Below are 24,169 nucleotides of genomic sequence, written 5' to 3'. Positions count from 1 at the left end.
CTGGGAGTTTCCGGGGGCGGGCCGATGTGGCAGGCTGTCGAATATGTCTAGACCAATTTTCGAAGTCATCGCGCTGACGCCCCAGGACGCCCAGGCCGCCGAGTCGGGCGGCGCCGACCGGCTCGAACTGGTCACCGACATGGCCGCCGACGGGCTCACCCCGTCTGTCGAGGACTTCGGCCGGATCCGGGCCGCCGTCGGCATCCCGCTGCGGGTCATGCTGCGGATCCGGGACGGCTTCGCCCCCGGCGACGTGGACGGGCTGTGCGCCCGGGCCGCCGCGCTGCGCGCCGAGGGGGCCGAGGAGTTCGTGCTCGGCTTCCTTGACGCCGACGGCGCCGTCGACCTGGCCGCCACCACGGCCGTCGCCGAGGCGATCGCCGGCTGCCGCTGGACCTTCCACCGGGCGATCGACCACAGCGCCGACCGGGCCGCCCTGCGGGCCGCCGTCGGCGGGCTGCCCGGCCTGGACACCTTCCTCACCTCCGGCGCGGCCGCCGGGGTGGACGCCGGGCGCGAGGTGCTGTCGGCCGAGCTGGCCCGGGCCGGCGAGCCCGGGTACCGGCAGCGGATCCTGATCGGCGGCGGCCTGCGGGCCGAGCACCTGAAGGAGCTGCGGGCGGAGGGCTTCGACGCCTTCCACGTCGGCGGCGCGGTGCGGGTCGACGGCTGGCGGACGCCGGTGGACGCGGCCAAGGTCGCCGAGTGGCGGGCGCTGATCGACGCCTGAGCGCGGGTGCGCCGGTACGGGCGTTCGTACGGAAGGGCCGGTCCGCGGACCGGCCCTTCCGCGCACTACCGCAGCTGCTCCGGCAGCGGCTCGCGGTGCAGCACCGTCAGCCCGGAGACCGCACGGGTCAGCGCCACGTACAGCCGCCGCAGGCCGGTCCGCTCGTCCGGCTCCCCGGCGACCACCGCGGCCGGCTCGTCCAGCACCACGTAGTCGTACTCCAGACCCTTGGCCAGCGAGGCCGGGACGAGGGTGAGCCGGGCCTCCGCGCTAGTCTCGTCGCCGGGGGAGAGGTACGGCAGGCCGGCCGCGGTCAGCGCCTCGGCGAGCCGCGGGACGCGGGCGTCGGCGGCGATCAGGCCGGTCGAGCCCTCGTGCTCCAGCGCCTCCCGGCAGGCGGCCAGGACCGCCTCCGTGCCGGCCGCGTCGCCGGTCGTGCCGCCGTCCGTGTCCGTGTCGCCCTCCGCGGCGCCGTCCGCGATCCGGCGGATCGTCAGCGAACCGGGCGCCTCACGGACCGAGGAGGCCGGGGCCAGGCCGGGGGCGATCGCCGGGAGCAGCCGGGAGGCGTACGCGATGACCTCCTCCGGCACCCGGAAGCCCTTGGTCAGCTCCTCGATGTGCGCCTGCGGCTTGCCCAGGTGGCGCAGCGCCTCCGGCCAACTCGCCGTCGCCCACGGGGTGGTGCCCTGGGCGAGGTCGCCGAGGACGGTCGCCGATCCGGTGGTGCAGCGGCGGCCGACCGCGCGGTACTGCATCGGGGAGAGGTCCTGGGCCTCGTCCAGCACCACGTGCCCGAGCGAGGGGGTGCGCTGCACCAGGTCGGTGGCCTCGTCGACCAGGACGGCGTCGGCCGCCGTCCAGCGGGCGGTCTTCACCGAGCGGCCGGGCTTGGGCCACAGCACCGCCCGCTGCTCCTCGGGCGTCAGCACGCCCTCGGCGCAGGCGGCCAGGAACTCCGGCTCGGAGAGCAGCCGCAGGACCAGCTTCGCCGGGTCGACGGCCGGCCAGCACTCCTTGACCACCGCCTTGACGGCGCTGTTGCGGGCCACCGCGTCCTGCACCCGGTCGTCCGGGGCCTCGCCGCCCTGCTCCATCTTCAGCAGCACGGCGTGCGCGATGCGCTGCGGCAGGGCGTCCCTGGCCGCGCCGTAGCGGGTCTCGCGGCCCTTCAACTCCTCGATGATCTCGACCAGTTCGTACACCGGTACGCGCCAGCGGCGGGAGCCGCGGACCACCACGCAGGGCTCGGTGGGCAGCGCGATGCCCGACCGCACCGCCCGGCGCAGCACCTCGGCCATCCGGGCGTCGCCCTTCAGCCGGGCCGCCTCCGGGTCGTCCTCGCCCCTCACCTCGACGTGCCCGACCAGCTGCTGCACGGTGGCCTGGGCGACCTCCAGCTCGCCGAGGGCCGGGAGCACCTGCTCGATGTAGGAGAGGAAGGCGTTGTTCGGCCCGATCACCAGGGTGCCGGTCCGGGCCAGGCGCTCGCGGTGCGCGTACAGCAGGTACGCGACGCGGTGCAGGCCGACGGCGGTCTTCCCGGTGCCGGGCGCCCCCTGGACGCAGATGGTGCCCGTGATGTCCGAGCGGACGATCTCGTCCTGCTCGGGCTGGATGGTGGCGACGATGTCGCGCATCGGGCCGACGCGGGGCTTCTCGATCTCGGCGGCCAGCAGCGCGGAGGCGGAATCGGTCTCGGCCGGGTCGCTGAGGTGCTCGTCCTCGTAGGCGGTGAGCTCGCCGCCGGTGTAGCCGAAGCGGCGGCGGCGGTCGACGTCCATCGGGTCGGTGCGGCTGGCCCGGTAGAACGGCTGGGAGACCGGCGCGCGCCAGTCGATCACCATCGGGTCGCCGTCGGCGTCGTGGACGTGCCGGCGGCCGATGTAGAAGCTCTCGCCGCCGCTGCCCTCGCTCAGCTCCTCGCTGATCGCGTGCAGGTAGTCGAGGCGGCCGAAGAACAGCGGGGTGTGCGAGAGGTCGGCCAGGGCGGCGATCCTGGCCTCGATCTGGTTCTGGAGCACGAGGGCGGTGACCCAGGTGCCGGTCACGTCGCGGATGTCGAGCGACTCGACGTCCTCGCGCATCGCGCGCAGCGCGGCCCGGGAGGCGGCCAGGTGGTCGCGTTCGCGCTGGAGGGGGTCGGTGGTGGAGGTGGCGGGCACAGCGAACCTTCCCGGCTGCCCCCGGTGGCGGGCGCAGCGGATCGTAGGAGCTCACGGTGGGTACGGCCGACCGGTTGCCGAACGGTCGGTACCTCCCCCGGCTGCCTGCGGGACTTCAGCAGGTACCACGGTTCGGGAGGGGGCAGACGGACGATCTTAGACCCGTCCGCCCCTGGGGGCCAGCCGCGCGGGTCCCGGGGTTCCGGCCGTACCGGCCTCGGGGTTCGCCCTACCCCGGCCTCGGGGGCCGCCGTACACCCGGCGGACGAGCCGCGCACCTGCGGATACGGCCTTTGGAGTGATGCCGACCGCCGGTCGGGTGCCTACCGTTGAAGACATGAGCACCACGAACCGAACCCCCCGACCCGGCCCGTCCGGCGCCACCGCCGTCTCCGGGCGCCACCGCAACCCGCTGAGCACCGCCGTCCGCAACGTCGGCATCGCCCTGGACACCGCCGCGCGCGTGATCTTCCTCGGGCGCGACGGTGTCCGGTACTGAAGGCGCCGTCCGGTCCTGAGCACCGTGTCCGTTCCCGGGACGGCCTACCGCCCGTGCGTCACAGCACGTGGTCCGCGTCCATGATCCGGTACGCGTAGCCCTGCTCGGCCAGGAAGCGCTGCCGGTGGGCGGCGAAGTCCTGGTCCACGGTGTCCCGGGCGACCACCGAGTAGAAGTGGGCCGAGTGCCCGTCCGCCTTGGGGCGCAGCACCCGGCCGAGGCGCTGGGCCTCCTCCTGGCGGGAGCCGAAGGTGCCGGAGACCTGGATGGCCACGGTGGCCTCGGGCAGGTCGATCGAGAAGTTCGCGACCTTGGAGACCACCAGGACGCCGATCTCCTTGTTCCGGAAGGCCTCGAAGAGCTTCTCGCGCTGGGCGTTGCTGGTCTCGCCCTTGATCACCGGGGCGTCCAGGGCCTCGCCGAGCTCGTCCAGCTGGTCGATGTACTGGCCGATGATCAGCGTCTGGTCCTTCTCGTGCTTCCTGACCAGTGCCTCCACCACCCGCCGCTTGGTCGCCGTGGTGGCGCAGTAGCGGTAGCGCTCCTCCGGCTCGGCGGTCGCGTAGGCGAGCCGCTCGGAGTCGGTCAGGGTGACCCGCACCTCGCAGCAGTCGGCGGGCGCGATGTAGCCCTGCGCCTCGATCTCCTTCCACGGTGCGTCGAAGCGCTTGGGGCCGATCAGGCTGAACACGTCGCCCTCGCGGCCGTCCTCGCGCACCAGCGTCGCGGTCAGGCCGAGCCGGCGGCGGGCCTGGAGGTCGGCGGTGAACTTGAACACCGGCGCGGGCAGCAGGTGCACCTCGTCGTAGACCACCAGGCCCCAGTTGCGGGCGTCGAACAGCTCCAGGTGGGCGTAGACGCCCTTCCGCTTGGTGGTCATCACCTGGTAGGTGGCGATGGTGACCGGGCGGATCTCCTTCTTCGTCCCGCTGTACTCGCCGATCTCGTCCTCGGTGAGCGAGGTGCGCTTGACCAGCTCGTGCTTCCACTGGCGGGCCGAGACGGTGTTGGTGACCAGGATCAGCGTGGTCGACTTGGCGTGCGCCATCGCGGCCGCGCCGACCAGCGTCTTGCCGGCGCCGCAGGGCAGCACGACCACGCCCGAGCCGCCGTGCCAGAAGCCCTCGACGGCCTGCGCCTGGTACGGGCGCAGCTGCCAGCCGTCCTCGTCCAGGTCGATCGGGTGCGCCTCGCCGTCCACGTACCCGGCGAAGTCCTCGGCGGGCCAGCCGAGTTTGAGCAGCACCTGCTTGATCTGCCCGCGCTCGGAGGGGTGCACCACCACGGTGTCCGGGTCGACCCGGGCGCCGACCAGCGGGACGACCTTCTTGGAGCGCAGCACCTCCTCCAGCACCGGCCGGTCGGTGGTGGTGAGCACCAGCCCGTGGGTCGGGTGCTTGAGCAGCTGGAGCCGCCCGTACCGGCCCATGGTGTCCGCCACGTCCACCAGCAGCGCGTGCGGCACCGGGTAGCGCGAGTACGTCACCAGGGCGTCCACCACCTGCTCGGCGTCGTGCCCGGCCGCCCGCGCGTTCCACAGCCCGAGCGGCGTCACCCGGTACGTGTGCACGTGCTCGGGCGCCCGCTCCAGCTCGGCGAACGGCGCGATAGCGCGACGGCAGTCGGAGGCCCTGGGGTGGTCGATCTCCAGGAGAAGAGTTTTGTCGCTCTGGACGATGAGCGGTCCGTCGTTCACCTGGCGACTGCCTTTCGGTAGGGCTCTACGGGGCCAAACGTCCAGTGTGCCGCATCCGCGGGCGGTCATGTCCGGTGCTTGGTGTGGCGGGTGCCGACGCTGACCCGCTGCCGGGTCCGGTCGGCGAAGGCGAGCGTGGCGGCGGCTCTCTCCGAGTCCTCGGTCTGGAGGTAGAGTTCGGCGGCGAGGTGCAGGTTCTCCAGGGCCTCGACGTTGTGGCCCTGGTGCAGGAGGGCGTTGGCGAGGCCGTTGAGTTCGGTGGCCGTGCCGTGATCGTCCTTGCCGTCCTGAAACGCCTCCAGAGCGAGGGTGTGCAGCTCCACGGCCTTGTTCCACTTCCCCTGCCGTTGGCGGGCGCGGGCCATGTTGCCCAGGGTCATTGCTTCGCCCCGACGGTCGCCCAGGCGTCGGAAGGTTTCCAGAGCCTCCCGGTGTGCGACGAGGGCCGCGTCGTAGTCCCCGGTGAGGGTCAGCGTGCCCGCGTAGTTGCTCAGCTCGATCGCCCTGTCATGGGGGACGATCAGGCCGTCGGCCACGTTCAGGGCGCGCTGGTGGAGTTCGATGGCCTTCTCGGCCTTCCCTGTGTCGCGCATCAGCTTGGCGCGACTGCCCAGTACCTTGGCGTGGCCACGGGGATCGCCCTCGTTCCGGAAGAGCTTCGCAGCCGTGCGGAGAGCGCGGATTGCTTCTTCGGTGCGTCCCAGTTCTTCCAGCGTTTCGGCGACATTGGCCAGGGCCTGGGCCTCCCCTCGGCGATCGCCTTCGCGCTTGAACAATTGTGCGGCCTCGATGTGGGCAGCCGCCGACTGCTCGAACTTCCGCTGGTCGTGGAGCGACAGTCCGAGATTGTTGAGGGCGCCGGCGAGAGCCCGGTGATTCCTGGTCTTCCGGCAGATATCGATCGCCGATCGGTGCCTGTGGACGGACTTGCGCAGTTTGCGCATGTCCCGGAGGACGATACCGAGGCCGCTCAGAAACGCGGCTTCGTTGAGACTGTCCTCAAGCCTGCGGCTCGATCGGAGGCCTGCCTTCATCACCTGCTCGGCATCCTCCAGGTACCGCACCTCCATCAGGAACTGCGCGACGGACGATGCCAGAGCCACGCACATCAGATCGTCCTGGGCCACGTGGGTCCAGATGGTGGCCGCGACGAGCGTGAGCCGTTCGCTCTCCAGCCACTGCAACGCAGCTTGCCGACCGGCGAAGTCCGACCCTGCCACAGGGCGTGGGGTCCCGGGGGCAAGAAATCGTTCGCACGCGAGTGCGCTCATCTGGTGCAGGTGAACGAACAGCCGCATGAGGCTCTCGCCCCAGGAGCCATCGGTTGAGGTCAGTTGCCCATGTGAGTAGAGCCGCACCAGGCTGTGCTGTCGCCAGCGGCCGTACTGCGCCCGCGGTTCGACCAGATGGCGGCGGGCTAGGTCGAGCAGGAGCCGCTCGGTGTCCTTTTCACTCCCGCCGTACAGCTGGGCCGCAACCCCGGTCGAGAAGTCCGGTCCGGGGCTCAAGGACACGAGGCGGAAGACCTTGGCCTGTTCCTCGGTGAGTCGCCGGTAGGACAGCTCGAAGGCCGCTGTCACAGCCCGATCCTCCCGGCTCAACACGGCAAGTCTGGAGTGGGCGGCCTCCAGGTCGTGGCAGAGGTCGGCCAGTGGCCGGGTGGGTACGTCCACGAGCAGGGAGGCCAGGATGCGCAGGGCCAGTGGGAGGCCACCGCAGAGGGCGACGAGCCGTGCGGCCCGGTCGGCTTCGGAAGTGACGCGCGAGTCCTCGGGGAGTGCTGTTCGGATGGCTTCGTTCAGCAGTTCCCGTCCCTCGTCGGAGGGCAGTTCCCGCAGAGTCAGGGCCAGGGCGTCCAGTTCCGCGAGGGAGTGCCGCGAGGACACGAGCGTGATGGTGCTTCCGTCGCTCGGCAGCAGGTGGCGGACAGATTCGGTGGGCGGTACGTCGTCCAGGACAACCAGAACCCGCCGGCCCGCGCCGGCCAGTGCGCTGAGCGCGGACCGGTACATGCGGGCACGGTCGTCGATCCCGGCCGGGATGTGTTCCGGTGGAATGCCGAGGGCTCGGAGAAGGGTGCCGAGCGCTCGCTTCGGGGAGAACACGCGCTTCGCGTCGTACCCGTGCAGATCGACGAAGAGTGCCCCGCCCGGGAACCAGCCCTCTTCCCGGAGTGCGTTGTGAGCGCCCTGGAGCACGAGTTCGGTCTTGCCCGTCCCGGCGAGTCCGGATACCACGATGGTGTTGGTGGTCTCCGTGGACGGCTGCGGGGCCAGGACGGCCAGGAGCTGTTCCAACTCGGCGCGGCGCCCGGCGAAGGCGCCCGACTGCTTGGGGAGGCCGGCCAGCGCAGGGTCAGGGTGGTCCGGGAGGGTCAGAATGACGTTGTGCCCCTGGACGATGCAGCCGAAGACGACTGATCCGCTCACGCTGTTCCGAGTCGTATGGGTCATTCCCCGGCCCGCCGGTGTCGTTCGACCGCCCGGCGATAGGCGATCACCTCTGCAGTCGTGAACATGTCCAGTGTCTCCGTGGTGACCACGTACCCGACCTCCCTCCAGGCGTGGACGAACGCGGGGTCGATACCGGCAGCGCTCGCTGCATCCACCGCATCCTGCATCATGCTGTCGAAGTTCCTTCTGGTGAGAGGAACGGGTTCGTCGGTATCGGGGTCGAAGAAGATCGGGTCGTGTGGTTCGGGCTCGCGGCCGAACTTCTCACGGAAGGCCGCGAGCTGCTTTTCCAGGCCCTTCTGTATCTCCCGCCCCTGACGGGAGTCCTCCGCGATCCGCAGCACGGAACTGCCGTCGCCGTTCCAGATCCGCTCCACCGCACGGTCCGACTGTCGGGAAGTGGACACCGTTCTGCCCGGCTTCCTTCGGATCCTGTCCAGCACGGCCTGACGCCGTTCGGTCCACTCCGCCTCGGATTCTTCTGCTTCGCCCCCCGTGGCGATGGCGCTGTCTTCCGGGGTGCCGGTATCCGCTCGGCGCCCGGCGGCGCTCAGGCGCATCCTGGCTTGTGCACCGGCCCAGCCCAGCAGGTCCGGGGTGAGGACGGCGTTCAGCGTGGACACCTCGGGGACGCCCAGTTCGAAAGCCATCCGGGGTAGGGCGAGACCAGGGGAGCTGGTCCAGGCCAGGTCAGACGAAGGGATCGGCTCGGTGAATGCCGGAACTGCGTACAGACACCTGAGAGTCCTGTTCACGGACAGACCGAGTTTGGGGGCCGCCAGGAGGATGTCGAGCACCGGTACCAGCGGTGACTCGTCATTCATGGAGAGTGCCCATGCGCGGGCGTGGGTGCCCATTTCCTCCAGGTGCTCGCCGGGTTTCGCCAAGAGCGCCGCATACAACGCGGGAAGCATGACTCCGGCGTCCTCTCTCACGGGCAGCCCGGCAGAGGCGAACCGGTGCAGACCCTCGCGGAGAACGGCCTTCGGAGTGTCACCGATCGGCGCCGTGGGCGTCGGCTCCTGCCAGAAGCGTTGGACCCGGTCCTTGGCGCCCTTCGGTGGATCAGGAAGCAGCAGGTCCCGGGGCGGACCCCACACCGCCCGGCTGCTCCGGAGCGTGTCCCCGGGAAGCAGGTGGCGCGGCAGCCGGCGCTGGTCGAGTCCGACTGCCTCCAGCCGCCCGGTGAGTGCCAGCATCTGCTCCCCGTCGTCCACTGGTAGGCCGGATTTCTCGCTCGCTGAGACGGCCTCACAGACGAAGCGCTGAATGCCCTTCTCGTGAACGGTGCCGCGCAGGAGGCGGAACCAGGCATCGCGAGAGTTGGCGAACTCGAACCCGTCGCGGAACCGACCGGGATAGGCCGTCCCCAGATACAGGGCGTCGAGCGGATCGACTTCCTGGTACCAGGTCGGCTCGGTCCCCTCCAGTTGGGCGTGGCCCAGCGTTGCGTAGCCGACCGCGTAGGCGCCGGCCAGGCTGAGCCGTCCGGGCGGGCTCGACCGCAGCAACCGCGCGAGAGCCTGCTCGCCGAGCGCCCGTGGACTGTCGTCGGCGCTCTCGGGCCCTTGAGTCGTGAGCGTCCGCCCCTGCGTTCGTCGCGCCTGTTTCTTCCTCGAGGCTTTGCCCATGGTCCCCTCCCTGAGGGCAAAGCATTACCGTTCCACAGCGCTCGGCCGCAACACGTTCGGTGGCGAATGGTCCTTCCCGGACCTCCTGCGACCTGCGGTGGGAACGTATGCGGCTCGGTTGGCTGGAGCGACTTTCACTCGTACAGGACGGCCCTGCCATTGCCCTGTGGGTCATTGTCGAACTCGAAGAGTCCAACCAGATCGTTGAGACGCAGGAAGGTGTCGGAGGCGCTCTCGAAGTAGATGCTGCCGCGCCAGCTGACCCCGCCGTCGGTGAAGTGGCCGATGTCGTTGAGTGAGCCGTCGGGCCGCAGCTCGGACTCGTACGTGGCGAACTCCCGGACGGGATGGCCGAGCGGCCGGCTGGTGCCGGTCATCGAGATCTCCGGTGCGGGGTGTCCGCCGACTGTGGAGAGGACCCGTCGGCCGGTTTCCGTGGTGGTCAACTCCGCTATCCGATCGCCGAGGATGATGCCTCCTTCCGGACGTCCTGCCTCCGGGCTATGCCGATGGGGCGGGCCGGTCAATTTACTTCGAGTGACCACGGCGCCTACTCGCTCGTTGAGCTGGTCATGAAGAAGTCGAAGCGTGTTCTCACCGCCCTCGCCCTGATGGGCTCGGCCTTCGCGGCCACCGCCTCCTCGGCCGGCTCGGCCCATGCCCTCGCGGGCATCGGGGAAGGGCCCGGCGGCCTGCTCGCGGCGCCCGGGTTCCTGCTGGCGGACACCGTCACCGGGGGGTCGATGCCGGTCGGGCAGGGGCAGATCGGCAGTCTGGCGGACCAGGCCGTCAAGGAGAAGATGAAGGAGGCACAGCACGGCTGACCAAGAATCGCAGCTTTCTGTCGAAGTCCCGCCAGGTGGAGTCGGCCGCGGTCTCACCGAGCAGAGTGAAGCAGTGCGGGTGTTCGGATAGGTGGGCGTGCATCGGGTTGACGATCTCCGGGTGCCCGTCCGGGCCGGGGAGCGGGGCTTCGACGGCTATCGGTCGGACTGGTAGCCGCCCCTGAGGCTTGGGCATCTGGGTCCGCCAGTTGTGCACCGAGGTGGGTTGGAGAAGCCGGCAACTCAGCCGCTGCAGGGAGTTCGGCGCGTCGGGGTCCGTGGAGCAGCTCTCCAGCCGGGCGACGGCGCTCTCCGTGAGGCGCTAGTGGTTGCCCGGGAGCCGCCGTCCGCGCCGGGGATCCTTGCGGCGGCCGAACTCCGTCCATTCCGCCAGCTGTTCCTGTTCGGGAATGCGGTGAATGGTGGTTGTTGAGATCCACCAGAGCGTGTCGGGTTCGGTCCACGGATCGCGCAGACCCAGCCGGACGTCGCGGGCGCAGTCTGCCGGGGCAGGCGACTGTAGGGCGCTGGCACGGTGGCGTTTGCGGTACGCGGCCTGTCGGCAGGCACTGTTGCAGTAGAGCTGGGGCGGCCGGTATGAGCGGCTGGGGGTAGTAGCGCCCCGCACCTTTGGCAGCGTGTCGCGAGGTCGACCTCAAGTGCTCGGGTAGCGTCCCGGAGGGTGTCCGAGTGCTTGGGGCCGCCCTCGGCCGGGAGTTCCTGCACCAGAGTCGGCGCATGGTGGGATTCACGCAGTCGTGTGAGGACCGTGGCCAGGATGATCAGGGTGGCACCCCAGGTGATGCCGAGACTGTTGGCCAGTTGTCAGGTCGGGACGTCGCTGAGCCAAGCGGTGAACAATTGGATCTCGGCGGCATCGAGTACGTCGATGAGCGTTCTTGGGAACCAGGGTAATCGCCACCATGGACATGATGCCGACCACGAGGATGGCGAGCAGGGCTGGGGCAATCCGGAGAATCACCCGCCAGCCACTGGTGGTGAGTCCGGCGAGAAGGCCCATGCGGCTTGCTCCTGTGTCTGGAAAAGCGAAAGCCCCCGGCGCACGCTGCGGCGCTGGGGGCTTTCGGAACGCGGTTTTGTTGTCCGACTCACTCGTCGAGTTCCGCGACGCCGGTGATGCGGTGCAGGGCGAAGGTGCGGAGTTCGTCGGCGTGGTGGTCGAAGGCGGTGACGAAGCCGCCTTCGACCTTGACCGGGTCGATGATGCGCTGGCTGGCGATGCCCTCGGCGTTGAGGTAGCCGATCCACATGCGCTCGCCGAGCAGGACGGCCGTCTGGAGGGCGGCCAGGGTCTCGGCGGCGGCGGTGCGGGGGAGCCGGCGCGGGTCGGGGGATGGGTCGCGGCGGGTGGCGGTGGCGGCGCGGTCGCCGGCCCGGATGGCCTTGATGGCGGCCGCGAGCAGGGTGTCGTCGGGGGCGGGCGGTCCGTCGGGGACGGGCACGGGGGCCGTCCGGGGCGGGGTGCGGCGGCTGTCCGGGCGGGTGATCAGCACGTCTCCCTCGGCGGACTCGGCGGCCGGGGCGTAGCCCATGGTGCGCAGGGCGGCGAGCAGGACGTCCGGGGCGGCCTGGGAGGCGAGGACGGTGGGGGCGAGCAGCCGCAGCCGCAGGTCGGCGGAGCGGCGGTCGGCGAGGACCTCGCCGAGCAGCGACGGGTCGTCGCAGCGCAGGTAGGAGGAGGCGGCGCCGACCCGCAGGACGCCGTGCCGGCGGGCGACGTCGTCGACCAGGTACGCGAGCGGCTGCGGGACGGGCGTACGGCTGTGCTGCTCCAGGAAGGCCCGCAGGTCGGTGGCGGTGCGGCCGGCGTCGAGGGCGCGGCGCACCGAGGCCGGGGTGAAGCGGTAGACGGTGGCGCCGCCCTTGGACTCGATGTCGGCGCACAGGGCGAGGGCCTGGGCGAGCGGGGTGAGCAGTGGGCCGGGGGCGATCGCGGTGAGGTCCGGCTGGAGGATCACGTGGTCCAGCGGCTGCGGGAGCAGCGGGGCGAGCACCTCGGCCGGGTCGGACTCGGCGGTGAGCAGGGCGCGGGCGGGGGCGGCCAGGGCGCCGCGGCCGGTGATGCCGAGGAGTTCGGCCTCGTCGAGGGTCCAGGCGGTGAGTTCGTCGCGCAGGTCGCGGCCGTCCGGGCCGACGGGGCCGCCGCGCAGCGGGCGCTGCCAGCGCAGGGCGGGGAGCAGCTCCTCGGCGGTGGCCGGGGTGCCGGGCGGCAGTTCGGCGAGCAGGGCGAGGGTGGCGCGGCGGACGGACGGGGCGAGGGTGCGGTCGAGTTCGGGGCCGAGGGCGGCGCGCGGCTTGCCCCGGCCGTCCGGGGTGCCGGTGAGGGCGGGGACGCGGGTGGCGGCGAGCCAGGCGCCGGCCAGGACGGACCAGCGCTCGGCGGTGTCCAGGTGCAGCCAGGTGTCGTACCCCGGGGTGGGGGCCCAGCGTTCGTCCACCTCGCCGTCGGGGGCCAGCAGGCCTGCGGTGTAGGCGAGTTCGAGCCAGAAGGCGGTCTGCTGCTCGGTGTTCTCCAGGGCCTGGGCGGTGCGCTTGAGGTCGCGGACGCCGAGGCCGCCGGCGCGCAGGGTCAGCGGCGGGGTGAGGCCCCAGCCGTCCAGCAGCTCCTCGACGGTCTTGACGGCGGTGTGCGCCTGGCCGGCCGCGGCGGCGTCCACGGTCTGCGGGTCGCGCGGGGCGGCGGCGGGCGCGGGCTCGGGCTGGACCGGTTCGACGGTGCGGTGGGTGCGGCCGCCGCGCAGGTGCAGGGCCAGCTCGCGGGGCAGCACGACGCTGCCGGGGCTGCTGGGCAGCAGCAGGCCGCGGGCGAGCAGCCACTCGACGGGGCTCTGCGCGTCCTCGGCGGTGACCGGGCGGGTGGCGTCCGGGACGGTGCCGGTGGGCGGGCCCCAGACCAGCCGCTCCAGCAGCCGCAGCGCGGCCTCGGGCGCGGTGTCGAGCAGTGCGGCGCAGCGGGCGCGGTCGGTGAGCAGTGCGGTGAGCGAGGCGACGGCGCTGACCGGGTCCGGGGTGCCGGGCTCCCCGGCCGAGGCGAGCAGCTGCTGCAGCCGGGCCGGGGACATGCCGACGGTGGCGTCGGCGAGGGTGGGGCCGAGGCCGGTGCGGCCCGGGTTGACGGCGGTCGGGGCGAGCGCCTCGCGGACGGCGAGGACCAGCCGCAGCCCGTTGTCCGGGCCCCAGAGCAGCGCCCGGTCGCGCAGGGTGGCGAGCGCGCGCGGCAGGGCGGTGGCGACGGCGGACCGGTCGGCGGGGGTGAGCGGGGTGGCGCCGGGGTGCGGCTTGACCTTCGCCGGGCCGGTCAGCAGGGTGCGGACGGTGCTCAGCGAGGTGCCGTCCGGGGCGGTGGCCAGGGCCTCGGCGACCTGGAGGGTGAAGCGGTCGAGCCGCTCCAGGGCGCGCAGCGCGGAGGCGCGCGAGGAGAGCCGGGCGGACAGCTGGGTGAGGTCGCCGGGGACGGGGTTCAGCAGGTCGGGGCGGGAGCGGAGCAGGGCGGCGAGCGCGTCGTCGGGACGGGCGCGCAACTCCTCGGCGAGGGTGCGCGGGCCGGTGGCGGACCTGCCCCGGCGTTGAGGGCCCTGCTGTGTGGTCATTCGACCTAGGTTAGTCGGGCGCGGGGACGACGGGGTGTCCGTCGTCCGGGCGCACCTCCGGCGCTCCGCCGTACCGGCGGACGGACTCGCGCGGGCGGGGGCGGGGTGGGTAGCGTCACGCCGAGGGCGGTTCGGTGGGCGGCCGGTACGGGCGAGGCGGGGTGGTCGGTGATGACGGACGGCGAGTGGTGGCGCAAGAGCGGGCCGTGGAGCGAGCGTTCGGTCGGCGGCCCGGACGCCGCTTCGGACGCCGGCTCGGGCTCGGGCTCGGGCGCCGGTTCGGGTGAGGCCGCGTCCGGCGGCGCTCCGGAGGCTCCGTCCGCCCCCGTTCCCGCTCCGGACTTCGACCCCGACAGCGTGTACGACCCGCCGGCGCCGAGCGCGGGCGGCATCCCGTCCGTGCCGCTGCACCTGCCGGAGACCGTCGCCGGGGACCGGCCGGACGGGCCCCCGCCGACGACGGTGTCGAGCACCGGCCCGTGGACGATGACGCTCTTCGACTTCTCGGACGGGCCGCGGCCCGCGCCGAAGCCGATCCCCGGGCAGCGCACCGCCGAGGAGGCCGCCGAGCAGGCGGCGGCGGAGGCGGCGGAGGCGGCGGCGCCCGCCGCGGACCTGACGAAGAAGCCGCGCAGGGGCTGGCTCAGGCCGGCCCCCGCCGCCCCTCCCGCGCCGCCCGAGACCCCGGCCGGGAAGGCCGGGGGCAAGGCCAAGGGGAAGGGGAAGGCCAAGGGGAAGGGGAAGGGCCAGGAGGCGGAGAAGGAGGCGCCCGCCCGCAAGCCCTCCCCGCTGATCCTGCTCTCCTGCGCCCTGCTGGTCGGCGGGGCGGTCTCCGGCTTCCTCCCGGCCATGCTGGCCGGCTGGGGCCTCGGCTACCTGTCCCGCCAGATCTCCGACCTGATGCGGAAGTTCGTGATCCTCGGCATCCCGCTGGTCACGATGAGCGTGTCCACCTTCTACTCCATGCAGCAGGCCAAGCAGGCCGGCGGACAGGGCGGCGGCCTCCAGTCGGGCTCGCCGCTGGGCGCGATCAGCTGGTCGTCCGCCCCGAACGTGCTGCGGCTGTCCGCCGTGCTGTCGGCGGTGGTCCTGCTGCTGCTCGCCCTGCGCCGCCGCCCGCCGCAGCAGCAGGGCTGAGCGCGGGGCCGGTCCGGTCCGGCCCCCGCTACTTGCGGACGAAGCAGCCGGAGCCGTCCACGACGGCGTGGGCGCCGCCGTCGTGTGACGGTGGCGCCGGGGCGCGGGCGGGGCGTCAGTCGTCGGCGAGGTGGACGAGTCGGCGGAAGGTCGTCGGGTCGCCGAGGTGGTCGACGATCCAGTGGGCGACGGTGGCGCGGGTGGCGGTGCCGGCCCGGGGGAGCGGTCGGTCGTACGAGACCTGCGGGCCCGGGGACGGCGGGCCGTCCTTGAGCATCGGCACGCGGACGACCGTCCAGGCGGTGTCGGAGCCGGCGAGCACCGCCTCCATCCGGGCCAGGTCGTGGTGGACCTCCCGGTACAGCCGGTCGACCACCAGCCTGGCCACCACCCGTTGGGCGCGCGGGAGCCGGCTGGTGTCCAGCCCCGCCGAGCTCATCGTGACCAGGTGCCGGGCGCCGCCGTCCCGCAGTGCCGCGGTCAACTCCCGGGCGCCGTCGGAGAAGACGGTGGTGGCGGTCCGGCGGCCGGTGGTGCCGAGGGTGGCGACGACGGCGTCCTGGTCGCTCAGCGGCCCCCGCAGGGAGCCCGGCCGGCCGACGTCGGCCCGGGCGGTGAGCGGGGTGCCGTGCGCGTACTCCGGTAGCCGGGCGGGGTCGCGGGCGACGGCGGTGACGGTGTGTCCGGCGGCCAGTGCGAGGTCGACCACCAGACGGCCGGTGCGTCCGGTGGCACCCACGACTGCGATCCTCATCGGTTCCCTCCTCGGGATGGTTCGGGATGGTTCGGTCTCGGATGGCGCCTTGTCATTCATTCAGACGGACTGTATGAATGAAATCAAGTGAACCACGGCGCACCGTGCGTGCGAACCCGAAGGAGCGATGGAACATGGGAGTTCGGCAGGATCGGTACCCCGACCTGGACGGCCGGGTGGTCGTGGTCGCCGGCGGCAGCCGCGGCATCGGCGCGGAGACCGCCCGCGCCTTCGCCCGGCAGGGCGCGGCCGTCGCCGTCCTCGGGCGCGACGCGCAGGCGCTGGCGGACGTGGCGGACGGCCTGCGGGCGGAGGGGGTCCGGGCGCTCGGACTGGTCGCCGACTGCACGGACGCGGCGGCACTCGGCTCCGCCGCCGCCCGGATCGAGCGGGACCTCGGCCCCGTCGACACCCTGGCCGCCTTCGCCGGCGGCGGAGGCTACCCGGTACCGACCGTCCGCGAGACCGAGGAGCACTGGCGGGCCGTGCTCGACGGCAACCTCACCGCCACCTTCCTCACCGTCCAGGCCTTCCTGCCCGGCCTGCTGGCCCGCCGCGGCGGTTCGATCGTCACCATGGCCTCCACGGCCGGCCGGCTGGCCGGCGGCGCCTCCGCGGCGTACGCCACGGCCAAGGCGGGGGTGCTGATGTTCACCCGGCACCTCGCGCTGGAGGTCGCCGGTGAGGGCGTGCGGGTCAACGCCATCGCGCCGGGCGCTGTCCGCACCGAGCGGACCGCCGCGCAGATGCCGCCCGAGGTGCAGGCCGCGGTCGCCGCCGCGCACCCGCTGGGCCGCCTCGGCGAGCCGGCGGACGTCGCCTCGGCCACGCTCTTCCTGGCCTCCGACGCGTCCTCCTGGATCACCGGGCAGACCCTGGACGTCAGCGGCGGGCGGGTCATGATCTGAGCGCCGGGCCCGCTCCGCCGGGCGCCGGGCCTTCCCCGCCCGGGTGAACCGATCGGCGATACTGCCAGTTCACACGGAACGAGTGGAGGCGAACGGGATGAGCCCCCGGTCCTACCGGATGGGACAGCGGCAGGCGGAGGTCGACGAGACCCGCGCCCGGATCGTCGCGGCCGCCCGCGCGCACCTGGCCGAGACCGGCGGGGTCTCGCTGGACGCGGTCGCCCGCCGCGCGGACGTCGCCCGGGCGACCGTCTACTACCAGTTCGGCTCCAAGGCGGGCCTGCTGGAGGCGGTCTGCGACGCCCTCGCCGAGCAGGGCGGCATGGCCCGGCTCGCCGAGGCCTTCACCCAGGCCGACCCCTGGGCGGCGCTGGACCGCTTCGTCGAGGTGATGGGCGGCTTCTGGGCGGTCGACCGGGTCTGCACCCGCCGCCTGCGCGCCCTCGCCGCGCTCGACGAGGAGGTCGGCCGGGTCATCGCCGACCGCGACGCCCGCCGCCGGGAGGGCGCCGCGGTGCTGGCCGGCCGGCTGCCCGACGCCCCGGCGGACGCGGGGCGCCTGCTGTTCGTGCTCACCGCCTTCGAGACCTACGACGCGCTGGCGGCGGAGGCGGAGGCGGCGGGAGCCGTGGGCGGCGGGGCCGACCTGGCTGTGGCCACCCCGGCGGTCACCCGCCTGGTCCGCGCCGCCCTCGGCGGGCCGGCCGACGGGTCGTAGGGCCCCGGTCAGCCGGCCTGCCGCGCGGCCGTGCCGAGGATGCCGGCGGTGACGGCCGCCGGGTCGTCGGTGGGCAGTGCGTGGCCGGCGCCGGGGACGATCTCGACCCGGGCGGTGGGCACCAGCCGGTGCAGGCGGTCGGCGACGGCCCGGGCGTCGTGCAGGGCGCTGCGTTCGCCGAGGAGGAAGAGGGCGGGGGCGGTGAGCCGGCCGAGTTCCCGGTCGGTGAGGGTGGCGGCCGGGGGCAGGCGGCGGCGGAAGCCCATCGAGGCGCGGACCAGCGCCATCAGTTCGGTCTCCAGGACGGCGCTGTTGCCGACCAGCCGGGCCAGCCGGGGGCGCAGCGGGCGCGGGGCCGTCGCGGCGAGGCCGCCGAGGACGAGCCAGGTGTAGAAGCGGCGGTCCAGGTCGGCGAGGCCCGCCGTTTCGACCAGGGTGAGGGCGGCGGTCCGTCCGGGGTGGTGGATCTGGTGGTTGAGGGCGATCCAGCCGCCGTAGGAGCAGCCGACCAGGTGGGCGGAGGACAGGTCGAGGGCGGTGAGCAGCTCCTCCAGCCAGGCGGCGGCGTCGCGGCCGTCGGTGACGGGGGCGCTCTGCACGCTGGCGCCCGGTTCGCCGACGGTGTCCACGGCGATCACGGGGTGCTGTGCGGCGAGGGCGTCGAGGTGGGCGTGCCACATCAGCGCGTTGCCGCCGGAGCCGGGCAGCAGCACGATCGGCCGGCCCTCGGCGCGGCCGGTGCGGTACACCCGGGTGGTGCCGTAGCCGGTGGGCACGTCGAGCGGTGTCCAGGGCCCCGGCCGGAGTTCGGTCAGCGCGCGCTCGTAGGCGGCGCGGAAGCGGGCTTCGGCCTTGCCGTTCTTGAACTCGCTGATTCGCATGGTACATGTGTATCACATGCATGATACGGGTGTACCAAGTGAAGCGGGACGAACAGACGGAGGCCGGAATGACCGCGAAGGTCGACCACGAGGAACGCCGCCGGCAGATCGCCGAGGCCCTGCTGCGCATCGCCGACACCCAGGGCCTGCAGTCCGCCAGCATGCGGGCCGTCGCCACGGAGGCCGGGGTATCGCTGCGGCTCGTCCAGTACTACTTCACGACCAAGGAGGGACTGCTGCTGGACGCCCTGGCCAGGCTCGGCACCCAGCTCCAGGCCCGGATGGAACGGTGGATCGGCCAGGCCCGGGCCCCCCGGGAGGTGGTGACGGCGATCCTGTCCTGCATCCTGCCGACGGACGCCGAGAGCCGCCGGATCACCAGGACGTACGCGGCGTACTACGCGCTGGTGCTCGGCGACCCCGAGGTGCTGGCGAAGCAGGCCGCGCAGCCGCCGGTCGTCCTGGAGGGCTTCCTCGCCAAGCAGCTCCGGGCGGCGCAGCAGGCCGGGGGGATCGGGCCGGAGCGGGACGTCGAGGCGGTCGCGGCCGGGCTGCTGGCGATGGTCAACGGGCTCGGCTCCAGCGTGCTGGGCGGCCAGCGCACCGGTGAGCAGGCGCTCGCGGTCCTCGCGTACCACCTGGACGAGCTGTTCGGGCGGCCGGAAGCGGGCTGACGGCCGGCGCCGTCGACCGTCGCGACGGTCCGCCGGTCCGCCGGTCCGGCCCGCCGATCGGCGCGGCAGGCGGGCACCCCTCGCGGCAAGGGGGCTAACACCCGTACGGGGCGGGTGCTTTCCCCGTTCCGCTGGAGGGCCTGTCACTGACAGACTCCGGGGTATGTCCGCGCAGCCCGTGATGACGACCGAAGCGCCCGAAGCCCCCTCCTCCCGGTCCGGGAGCGGCGGCAGCGACTTCGCCCAGTTGACCCGCCGAATAGTCGACGAGGGCCTGCTCGACCGGCGCCCCGGCTACTACGCCGCCCGCATGGCCCTGGTGTTCGCCGCCTTCCTCGGCGGCTGGTACGCCCTGTTCGCGCTGGGCGACACCTGGTGGCAGCTCGGCCTGGCGGCGGCGATGTCCGTCGTCTTCGCCCAGATCGGCCTGCTCTCCCACGACCTGGCGCACCGTCAGGTCTTCGACCGGCGGGTGCCGAGCGAGATCGGCGGCCGGATCGCCGCCAACCTGCTGATGGGCATGAGCTACGGCTGGTGGATGAACAAGCACACCCGCCACCACGCCAACCCGAACCACGAGGAGCGGGACCCGGACGTCGCCCCCGAACTCCTGGTGTGGTCCCAGCGGCAGGCCCGGAAGGCGAGCGGCGTCGCCCGGTTCATCGGCCGCCGGCAGGCGTACCTGTTCGTGCCGCTGCTCCTGCTGGAGGGCCTCAACCTCAGCTTCAACAGCTTCCGCGCGCTGCGCGGCCCCGTGGTGAAGCGCCCGGTGCTGGAGGGCGTGCTGCTGGTGGTCCACTTCCTCGCCTACTTCGGCCTGGTGTTCGCCGCGCTCCCGGCCGGCAAGGCCGTCGCCTTCATCGCCGTGCACCAGGCGCTGTTCGGCGTCTACCTGGGCAGCGTCTTCGCCCCGAACCACAAGGGCATGCTGATGGTGACCCCGGAGATGAAGCTCGACTTCCTGCGCCGCCAGGTGCTCACCTCGCGCAACGTCCGCGGCGGGCTGCTCATCGACGCGGTGATGGGCGGCCTCAACTACCAGGTGGAGCACCACCTGTTCCCCAGCATGCCGACTCCGGCGCTCGGGCGGGCCGCCCGGATCACCCGGGAGTTCTGCGCCGAGAAGGGCGTCGCGTACTACGAGACGGGCCTGTTCCGCTCCTACCGGGAGATCTTCACCCACCTGCACCGGACGGGCGAGCCGATCCGCTCCGGCGGGTGACCGTCACGTCCGGCGGGTGACCGTCACGCCCTGGCGCCGGGATCCGTCGCCGGGACGGCCCTTCGGTGGCATCGCCCGTCCGCCGACGCGTTCGCGCCCGTACGATGCCCGAGCGGGGTGGGTGGAGACCGGGGGTGGGTGTGGTTCGGTTCTGGCTGAGGTGGGCGCTGATCGCGCTCCTGGGAGTGGCGGTCGTGTTCGGCGGCTGGGCCGGGTGGAGGTTCTACCGCGACACGGCCATTCCGGCCCCGCCGGACGTCCCGGGGGTGGCGCGGGCGCCGGAGACCGAGGAGGCCCGCCTGGCGGCCGAGCGGCGGATGGCCGACCGGATCGACCGGCTGCCCGAACTGCTGCCGTGGGCCCAGGGGTTGGGGCGGTCGACGGTCGACGTGTGCCGCACCGACTACCGCGGCGGCCTGTTCCTCCGGGGGCTGTGGCTGCCGGTGGCCTGCGAGCGGACCGTGAACGTGTACCTGGCCTTCGACGGCGGCGACGTCCGCTCCCGGCTGGCCGATCTGGACCGGTACCTGGACGCCGAGGGCTGGCGGAGCTCGCAGCGGTGGAGCGGCCTGGTCGCGGCCGACGAGTACGCCCACCAGCCGCCCGCCGACCCGACCCCGGAGGAGGTGGCGGAGGCGGCGGCCCGGCCGATCGCCCCGTCGGTGGAGTTCAGGCCGGCGACGGACGAGGCGGTGCGGACGGAGCTGGCCGTGAGCGTCTCCCGGCCGCCGGGCCCCGAACTCCTGACCTCCGGCGAGGACTACTGGTACGAGAAGTACGGCGGCCGGCGCTACCGGAACGACGAGGGGCAGCGGTCCGAGTACCTGGCCTGGCAGCCGGTGCGGCCGAGCGAGGTCACCGGGCCGGCCGAGGGCCGGTACGTGGTGGTCCTGGGCTTCACGACCAGGTACGCGGAGCAGCAGGAGGCGCCGTGAGGCCGGGAGCCGCCGTGGCCGGTCAGCCCGCCGTGCCGGGCGGCGGGGAGGGCGGCGGGGAGAGCGGCAGGGTGGCGGTGACCCGGAAGCCCGAGCGGTAGGGCGAGGCGGTCAGCTCGCCGCCGAACAGCGCGATCCGCTCGGCGAGTCCGAGCAGGCCGTGCCCGGTGGACAGTCCCCGGCGGGCCTCGGGGCGGCGGCCCGCGCCGTCGTCGACCACGTCGAGGGTCAGCACCTCGGACCAGCTGATCCGCACCGAGGCGTGGCTGCCGGCGCCGGAGTGCTTGATGATGTTGGTGACGGCCTCCTGGACCAGCCGGTAGGCCGTCAGGTCGACGCTGTCGTCGAGGTGGGCCGGGGTGCCGCGCACCTCCAGGTCGATCAGGACCCCGGCGCGTCGGGCGTCCTCCAGCAGCGGGCCCAGGTCGGCAAGCCCGTGGCGCCCGGCCCTGTCCGTCATGGGGACGTCGGCGGTGCGCAACAGCCGGAGCATGCGGCGCAGTTCGGCCATCGCGTTGCGGCCCAGTTCCTCGATGTCGCGGAGGGTGCCGGCCAGTCGGTCGGCGTCGGCGGGCGCGGTGCAGCGGGCGGTGTCGGCCTGCATGACGATGACGGCCACCGCGTTGGCCACGATGTCGTGCAACTCCCGGGCGATCTGGACGCGTTCGCCGAGGACGGCCTGGCGGGCGCGCGCGAGTTCGCGCTGGTCGCGCTCGGCGGCGAGGGCGGCGGCCCGGACCCGGCGGCCGGCGCCCCAGGCGACGGCGGTGATCGGCAGGAAGTAGGCGATGCCGCTGACGAGGTACGACGTCCGACGGGAGGGAGGCACCGCCCGGTCGGCGACCGGGTACCAGATGGCCAGGGCGATCGGCAGGGCCGTCAGCACGAGCGCGGCGACGGAGGCGGGCCGGCCGCTCAGCCTGGCCGCCGTGTACAGCGCGAGCAGTACGCCGAAGAAGGGGGTGAAGGCGAAGCCGCTGTTCAGGGAGAGCAGGGCCGCGCCCACGGCGGCGGCCCAGACGACGGCGAACACCGCCTCCGGCCACCGTCGGCGGAAGGTCAGCGCGACGGCCTCCGGGACGGCGAACGCGGCCAGCAGCAGCTGGTCGCGGACGTTCGTCCCGGTCGCGAGCGGGGCCGCGTAGAAGAAGACGTCGGGGACGGTGACCGCCAGTGCCAGCGCGGCGTCCGCCGCCGTGACGGTCGATGACCCCCGGCGGCGGACGCCGTCCGTCGCGACCTCCGTCACAACCGGAGTTCCCGGCAGCACGAGGTGTTCGAGCCGAGGCAGCACCAGTTGTCGTCGAACTCCCGGAACCCCTCCACCGGGATGTCGGACCACCACGGTTCCGGCGGGGTGGCGCGCTCCGGCGGACGGACCGGATAGCCGAGGGCGGCGTGGGCGGCCCACAGGTCGCCGTGGTACTGCCGCAGGGTGTCGTTGAGCCGGTCCCGGGTGACCTCCCCGGGGGCGGGCGCGTGCCGTGACGGCGTGAGCAGGGTCAGGAAGGCCGCCGCGCCGCGGACGTCGTCGGTGGCGAAGGCGGCCAGGCTGATGCCGGCCACGCGCAGGGCCTCGGCGCCGTCGCCCGGGTCGGGGGCGACGGTGATGCGGACGGCGAGGCTCTGCCACGGGTCGCCGACCGTGCGCGGCGGATCGGGCACCAGGAGAGTGCGGGGGCCGAGGAGGATGCCGTGGGCGAGGGCCGGACCAGCCTTCCCGTCCGACTCGACGTGGTGCACGGTGGCACCGACGGTGGGCGCGGGGATCGTCGATTCGCTCATGGTGGGGCTCCCGGAGGGGAGTGGGGGCTTTCACCCAGTGGTAGCGCGCCCCGTCCCGCGTCGCCTGCGGGGGATGACTGCTCGGGTGAGTGACCGAGCGGGGTCGGTCGCGGCCCCCCGCACGCGTCCCGCGGGCGGCCGCGAGGCCCCTCAGCCGCCGAAACCGGCCAGCAGCCCGCGCGGGTCGAAGGTCACCCGGATCCGGGTGATCCGCCCGTCCTCGACGTGCATCCAGTTCGCCGTCGGCGCCGGCGGGGCGATGCTGGTGCGCAGCTCGAACCAGGTGATCACCTCGTCGCCCTCGGCCACCCGGACCTTCACGTCGATCTTCTCCAGCACCTGTCCGAGCCCCTTCAGCCCGGCCAGCGCCTCCTCCACCCCGGAGGCCGTCCCCAGTGCGCCGACGAAGTCGACGTCGTCGGCCAGCAGGCCCCGGACGGTCTCGAAGTCGCCCGCCTCCCAGGCGGTGAAGTAGGTCTCGGCAAGCTCACGCGCGGTCTTCGTCGTCGTCATGCCACCATCCTCCCGAGCACCCAACCCATCCGTCCAACAGATGGATCAGATGGATTCCATCTCTTCTGGTTATGCCGCAGGGGTCCGGTCGCCTATCGTCGTCGCCCATGGAGATGCACCAGCTGCGCTACTTCGCCGCCGTGGTCGACGAGGGCACCTTCACCGCCGCCGCCGCCCGGCTGCACGTGAGCCAGTCCGGCGTCAGCACCCAAGTGGCCAAGCTGGAGCGCGAACTGGGCCAGCAGCTGCTCGACCGGACCGGCCGGCAGGTGCGCCTCACCCCGGTCGGCGAGGCGGTCCTCCCGCTGGCGAGGAACGCCCTGGCCACCCTCGACGCCATCCAGCACACCGCCGCCGAGTTCGCCGACGCCGTCCGCGGGCGGGTCCGGCTCGGCATGATCATGGGCTGCTCGATCCCGCCCTTCCTGGACACCGTCGCCGACCTCGGCCGCAGCCACCCCGGCATCGAACTCAGCCTGCACGAGGGGCACTCCGAGGACCTCCAGGCGCAGGTCCTGGCCGGCTCCCTCGACCTGGCCCTGATCGGCTACACCGGCGAGGCCGCTCCGGGGCTGGAGGACACCGTCGTCGTCGACGAGCCGATCGCCGCCGTCGTCCCCGCCGGGCACCCCCTCGACCGGGCGCGGCTCCGCCTCGCCGACCTGCGCGGCGAGAAGGTCCTCTGCCTCCCCCCGGGCACCGGCCTGCGCGCCGCCTACCAGGACTCCTGCCGCCGGCTCGGCCTCGATCCGCGGGTGGACATCGAGGCCAGCTCCCCGGCCGCCCTGCTCCGGCTCGCCGAGCGCGGCGCGGGCGTGGCCGTCCTCAGCGCCTCCTCCGCCACGGGCGCCGGGCTGCGGGCCGTCCCGCTGGCCGACGCCGCCACCTGCGCCCGGCTCGGGCTGGTCGTCCGCCGCGACCAGCAGTCCCCGGCGGTACGGCTGTTGCGCGCGAAGCTCGCCGCGGCGATGCGCCCGGCCTGAGCGCCGCCCGCCGCGCCGCGCCGTCCCCCCGTACCGGCGCGGGCGGGCCG

General features: G+C 73.3%; 21 protein-coding genes. 10 read left to right on the top strand and 11 right to left on the bottom strand.

Going from position 1 to position 24,169, the window contains the following annotated elements; all coding sequences use genetic code 11:
* Positions 1-43: 43 nt before the first annotated feature.
* A complete protein-coding gene (locus ACLWS4_RS21495) occupies positions 44-730 on the top strand; it encodes a copper homeostasis protein CutC (protein ID WP_049652332.1) in 687 nt (228 codons plus the stop codon).
* Positions 731-795: 65 nt separating this feature from the next.
* Here ACLWS4_RS21495 and ACLWS4_RS21490 read toward each other — a convergent pair whose 3' ends face one another.
* A complete protein-coding gene (locus tag ACLWS4_RS21490; RefSeq protein ID WP_416874933.1) occupies positions 796-2,895 on the bottom strand; it encodes a HelD family protein in 2,100 nt (699 codons plus the stop codon).
* Positions 2,896-3,232: 337 nt separating this feature from the next.
* On the opposite strand from ACLWS4_RS21490, the gene ACLWS4_RS21485 reads away from it, so the two are divergent.
* Positions 3,233-3,394 carry a hypothetical protein gene (locus tag ACLWS4_RS21485; RefSeq protein WP_158077777.1) on the top strand — a complete coding sequence of 54 codons (162 nt, stop codon included), beginning with the start codon at positions 3,233-3,235 and terminating at the stop codon, positions 3,392-3,394.
* Between the two features lie 58 nt (positions 3,395-3,452).
* On the opposite strand, the gene ACLWS4_RS21480 is transcribed toward ACLWS4_RS21485, so the two are convergent.
* The 4 genes from ACLWS4_RS21480 to ACLWS4_RS21465 all read right to left on the bottom strand — a co-directional run bounded on the left by ACLWS4_RS21480 (position 3,453) and on the right by ACLWS4_RS21465 (position 9,620).
* Positions 3,453-5,090: a DNA repair helicase XPB gene (locus tag ACLWS4_RS21480; protein WP_416874932.1), complete on the bottom strand. Its 1,638-nt coding sequence runs from the start codon at positions 5,088-5,090 to the stop codon at positions 3,453-3,455.
* 65 nt (positions 5,091-5,155) lie between these two features.
* Positions 5,156-7,519 carry a tetratricopeptide repeat protein gene (locus tag ACLWS4_RS21475; protein WP_416874931.1) on the bottom strand — a complete coding sequence of 788 codons (2,364 nt, stop codon included), beginning with the start codon at positions 7,517-7,519 and terminating at the stop codon, positions 5,156-5,158.
* Between the two features lie 20 nt (positions 7,520-7,539).
* Positions 7,540-9,174, bottom strand: a complete 1,635-nt coding sequence (locus tag ACLWS4_RS21470) for a hypothetical protein (RefSeq protein ID WP_416874930.1) — start codon at positions 9,172-9,174, stop codon at positions 7,540-7,542.
* 134 nt (positions 9,175-9,308) lie between these two features.
* Positions 9,309-9,620: a hypothetical protein gene (locus ACLWS4_RS21465; protein ID WP_416874929.1), complete on the bottom strand. Its 312-nt coding sequence runs from the start codon at positions 9,618-9,620 to the stop codon at positions 9,309-9,311.
* A gap of 126 nt (positions 9,621-9,746) precedes the next feature.
* On the opposite strand from ACLWS4_RS21465, the gene ACLWS4_RS21460 reads away from it, so the two are divergent.
* Positions 9,747-9,998 (top strand): hypothetical protein, encoded by a 252-nt coding sequence (locus tag ACLWS4_RS21460; protein WP_380661518.1) that lies wholly within the window; start codon positions 9,747-9,749, stop codon positions 9,996-9,998.
* 1,109 nt (positions 9,999-11,107) lie between these two features.
* Here the strand turns inward: ACLWS4_RS21460 and ACLWS4_RS21455 are convergent.
* Positions 11,108-13,609, bottom strand: a complete 2,502-nt coding sequence (locus tag ACLWS4_RS21455; protein ID WP_416874928.1) for a helicase-associated domain-containing protein — start codon at positions 13,607-13,609, stop codon at positions 11,108-11,110.
* Between the two features lie 171 nt (positions 13,610-13,780).
* On the opposite strand from ACLWS4_RS21455, the gene ACLWS4_RS21450 reads away from it, so the two are divergent.
* The gene (locus ACLWS4_RS21450; RefSeq protein WP_416874927.1) at positions 13,781-14,746 is read left to right on the top strand and encodes a hypothetical protein; all 966 of its coding nucleotides are present in this window, start codon (positions 13,781-13,783) and stop codon (positions 14,744-14,746) included.
* A gap of 115 nt (positions 14,747-14,861) precedes the next feature.
* On the opposite strand, the gene ACLWS4_RS21445 is transcribed toward ACLWS4_RS21450, so the two are convergent.
* Positions 14,862-15,500 (bottom strand): NAD(P)-dependent oxidoreductase, encoded by a 639-nt coding sequence (locus tag ACLWS4_RS21445; RefSeq protein WP_063780391.1) that lies wholly within the window; start codon positions 15,498-15,500, stop codon positions 14,862-14,864.
* A gap of 134 nt (positions 15,501-15,634) precedes the next feature.
* Here ACLWS4_RS21445 and ACLWS4_RS21440 point away from each other — a divergent pair, with 134 nt between their 5' ends.
* Positions 15,635-16,408, top strand: a complete 774-nt coding sequence (locus ACLWS4_RS21440; RefSeq protein ID WP_416874926.1) for an SDR family NAD(P)-dependent oxidoreductase — start codon at positions 15,635-15,637, stop codon at positions 16,406-16,408.
* A gap of 97 nt (positions 16,409-16,505) precedes the next feature.
* Positions 16,506-17,126, top strand: a complete 621-nt coding sequence (locus tag ACLWS4_RS21435) for a TetR/AcrR family transcriptional regulator (protein WP_416874925.1) — start codon at positions 16,506-16,508, stop codon at positions 17,124-17,126.
* An 8-nt stretch (positions 17,127-17,134) separates the two neighbouring features.
* Here ACLWS4_RS21435 and ACLWS4_RS21430 read toward each other — a convergent pair whose 3' ends face one another.
* Positions 17,135-18,007, bottom strand: a complete 873-nt coding sequence (locus ACLWS4_RS21430; RefSeq protein ID WP_416874924.1) for an alpha/beta fold hydrolase — start codon at positions 18,005-18,007, stop codon at positions 17,135-17,137.
* A 68-nt stretch (positions 18,008-18,075) separates the two neighbouring features.
* Here ACLWS4_RS21430 and ACLWS4_RS21425 point away from each other — a divergent pair, with 68 nt between their 5' ends.
* From ACLWS4_RS21425 to ACLWS4_RS21415, 3 genes are all read left to right on the top strand, one after another.
* Positions 18,076-18,681 (top strand): TetR/AcrR family transcriptional regulator, encoded by a 606-nt coding sequence (locus ACLWS4_RS21425; RefSeq protein WP_074005456.1) that lies wholly within the window; start codon positions 18,076-18,078, stop codon positions 18,679-18,681.
* A gap of 163 nt (positions 18,682-18,844) precedes the next feature.
* A complete protein-coding gene (locus tag ACLWS4_RS21420; protein ID WP_079272734.1) occupies positions 18,845-19,903 on the top strand; it encodes a fatty acid desaturase family protein in 1,059 nt (352 codons plus the stop codon).
* Between the two features lie 134 nt (positions 19,904-20,037).
* Complete coding sequence (locus ACLWS4_RS21415) at positions 20,038-20,838, top strand: hypothetical protein (RefSeq protein ID WP_416874923.1); 801 nt, start codon at positions 20,038-20,040, stop codon at positions 20,836-20,838.
* 22 nt (positions 20,839-20,860) lie between these two features.
* On the opposite strand, the gene ACLWS4_RS21410 is transcribed toward ACLWS4_RS21415, so the two are convergent.
* From ACLWS4_RS21410 to ACLWS4_RS21400, 3 genes are all read right to left on the bottom strand, one after another.
* The gene (locus ACLWS4_RS21410; protein ID WP_416874922.1) at positions 20,861-22,087 is read right to left on the bottom strand and encodes a sensor histidine kinase; all 1,227 of its coding nucleotides are present in this window, start codon (positions 22,085-22,087) and stop codon (positions 20,861-20,863) included.
* Positions 22,084-22,623 carry a hypothetical protein gene (locus ACLWS4_RS21405; protein ID WP_416874921.1) on the bottom strand — a complete coding sequence of 180 codons (540 nt, stop codon included), beginning with the start codon at positions 22,621-22,623 and terminating at the stop codon, positions 22,084-22,086. Before ACLWS4_RS21405 ends, ACLWS4_RS21410 begins: the two co-directional genes overlap by 4 nt.
* Before the next feature lie 150 nt (positions 22,624-22,773).
* Positions 22,774-23,136 (bottom strand): nuclear transport factor 2 family protein, encoded by a 363-nt coding sequence (locus tag ACLWS4_RS21400; RefSeq protein ID WP_049657787.1) that lies wholly within the window; start codon positions 23,134-23,136, stop codon positions 22,774-22,776.
* 107 nt (positions 23,137-23,243) lie between these two features.
* On the opposite strand from ACLWS4_RS21400, the gene ACLWS4_RS21395 reads away from it, so the two are divergent.
* The gene (locus ACLWS4_RS21395; protein WP_380776396.1) at positions 23,244-24,119 is read left to right on the top strand and encodes a LysR family transcriptional regulator; all 876 of its coding nucleotides are present in this window, start codon (positions 23,244-23,246) and stop codon (positions 24,117-24,119) included.
* Positions 24,120-24,169 lie beyond the last annotated feature (50 nt).

The organism is Kitasatospora sp. SC0581 (genome assembly GCF_048159585.1).
GTDB lineage: Bacteria > Actinomycetota > Actinomycetes > Streptomycetales > Streptomycetaceae > Kitasatospora.
This window is presented reverse-complemented; position numbering and strand designations above follow the sequence as displayed.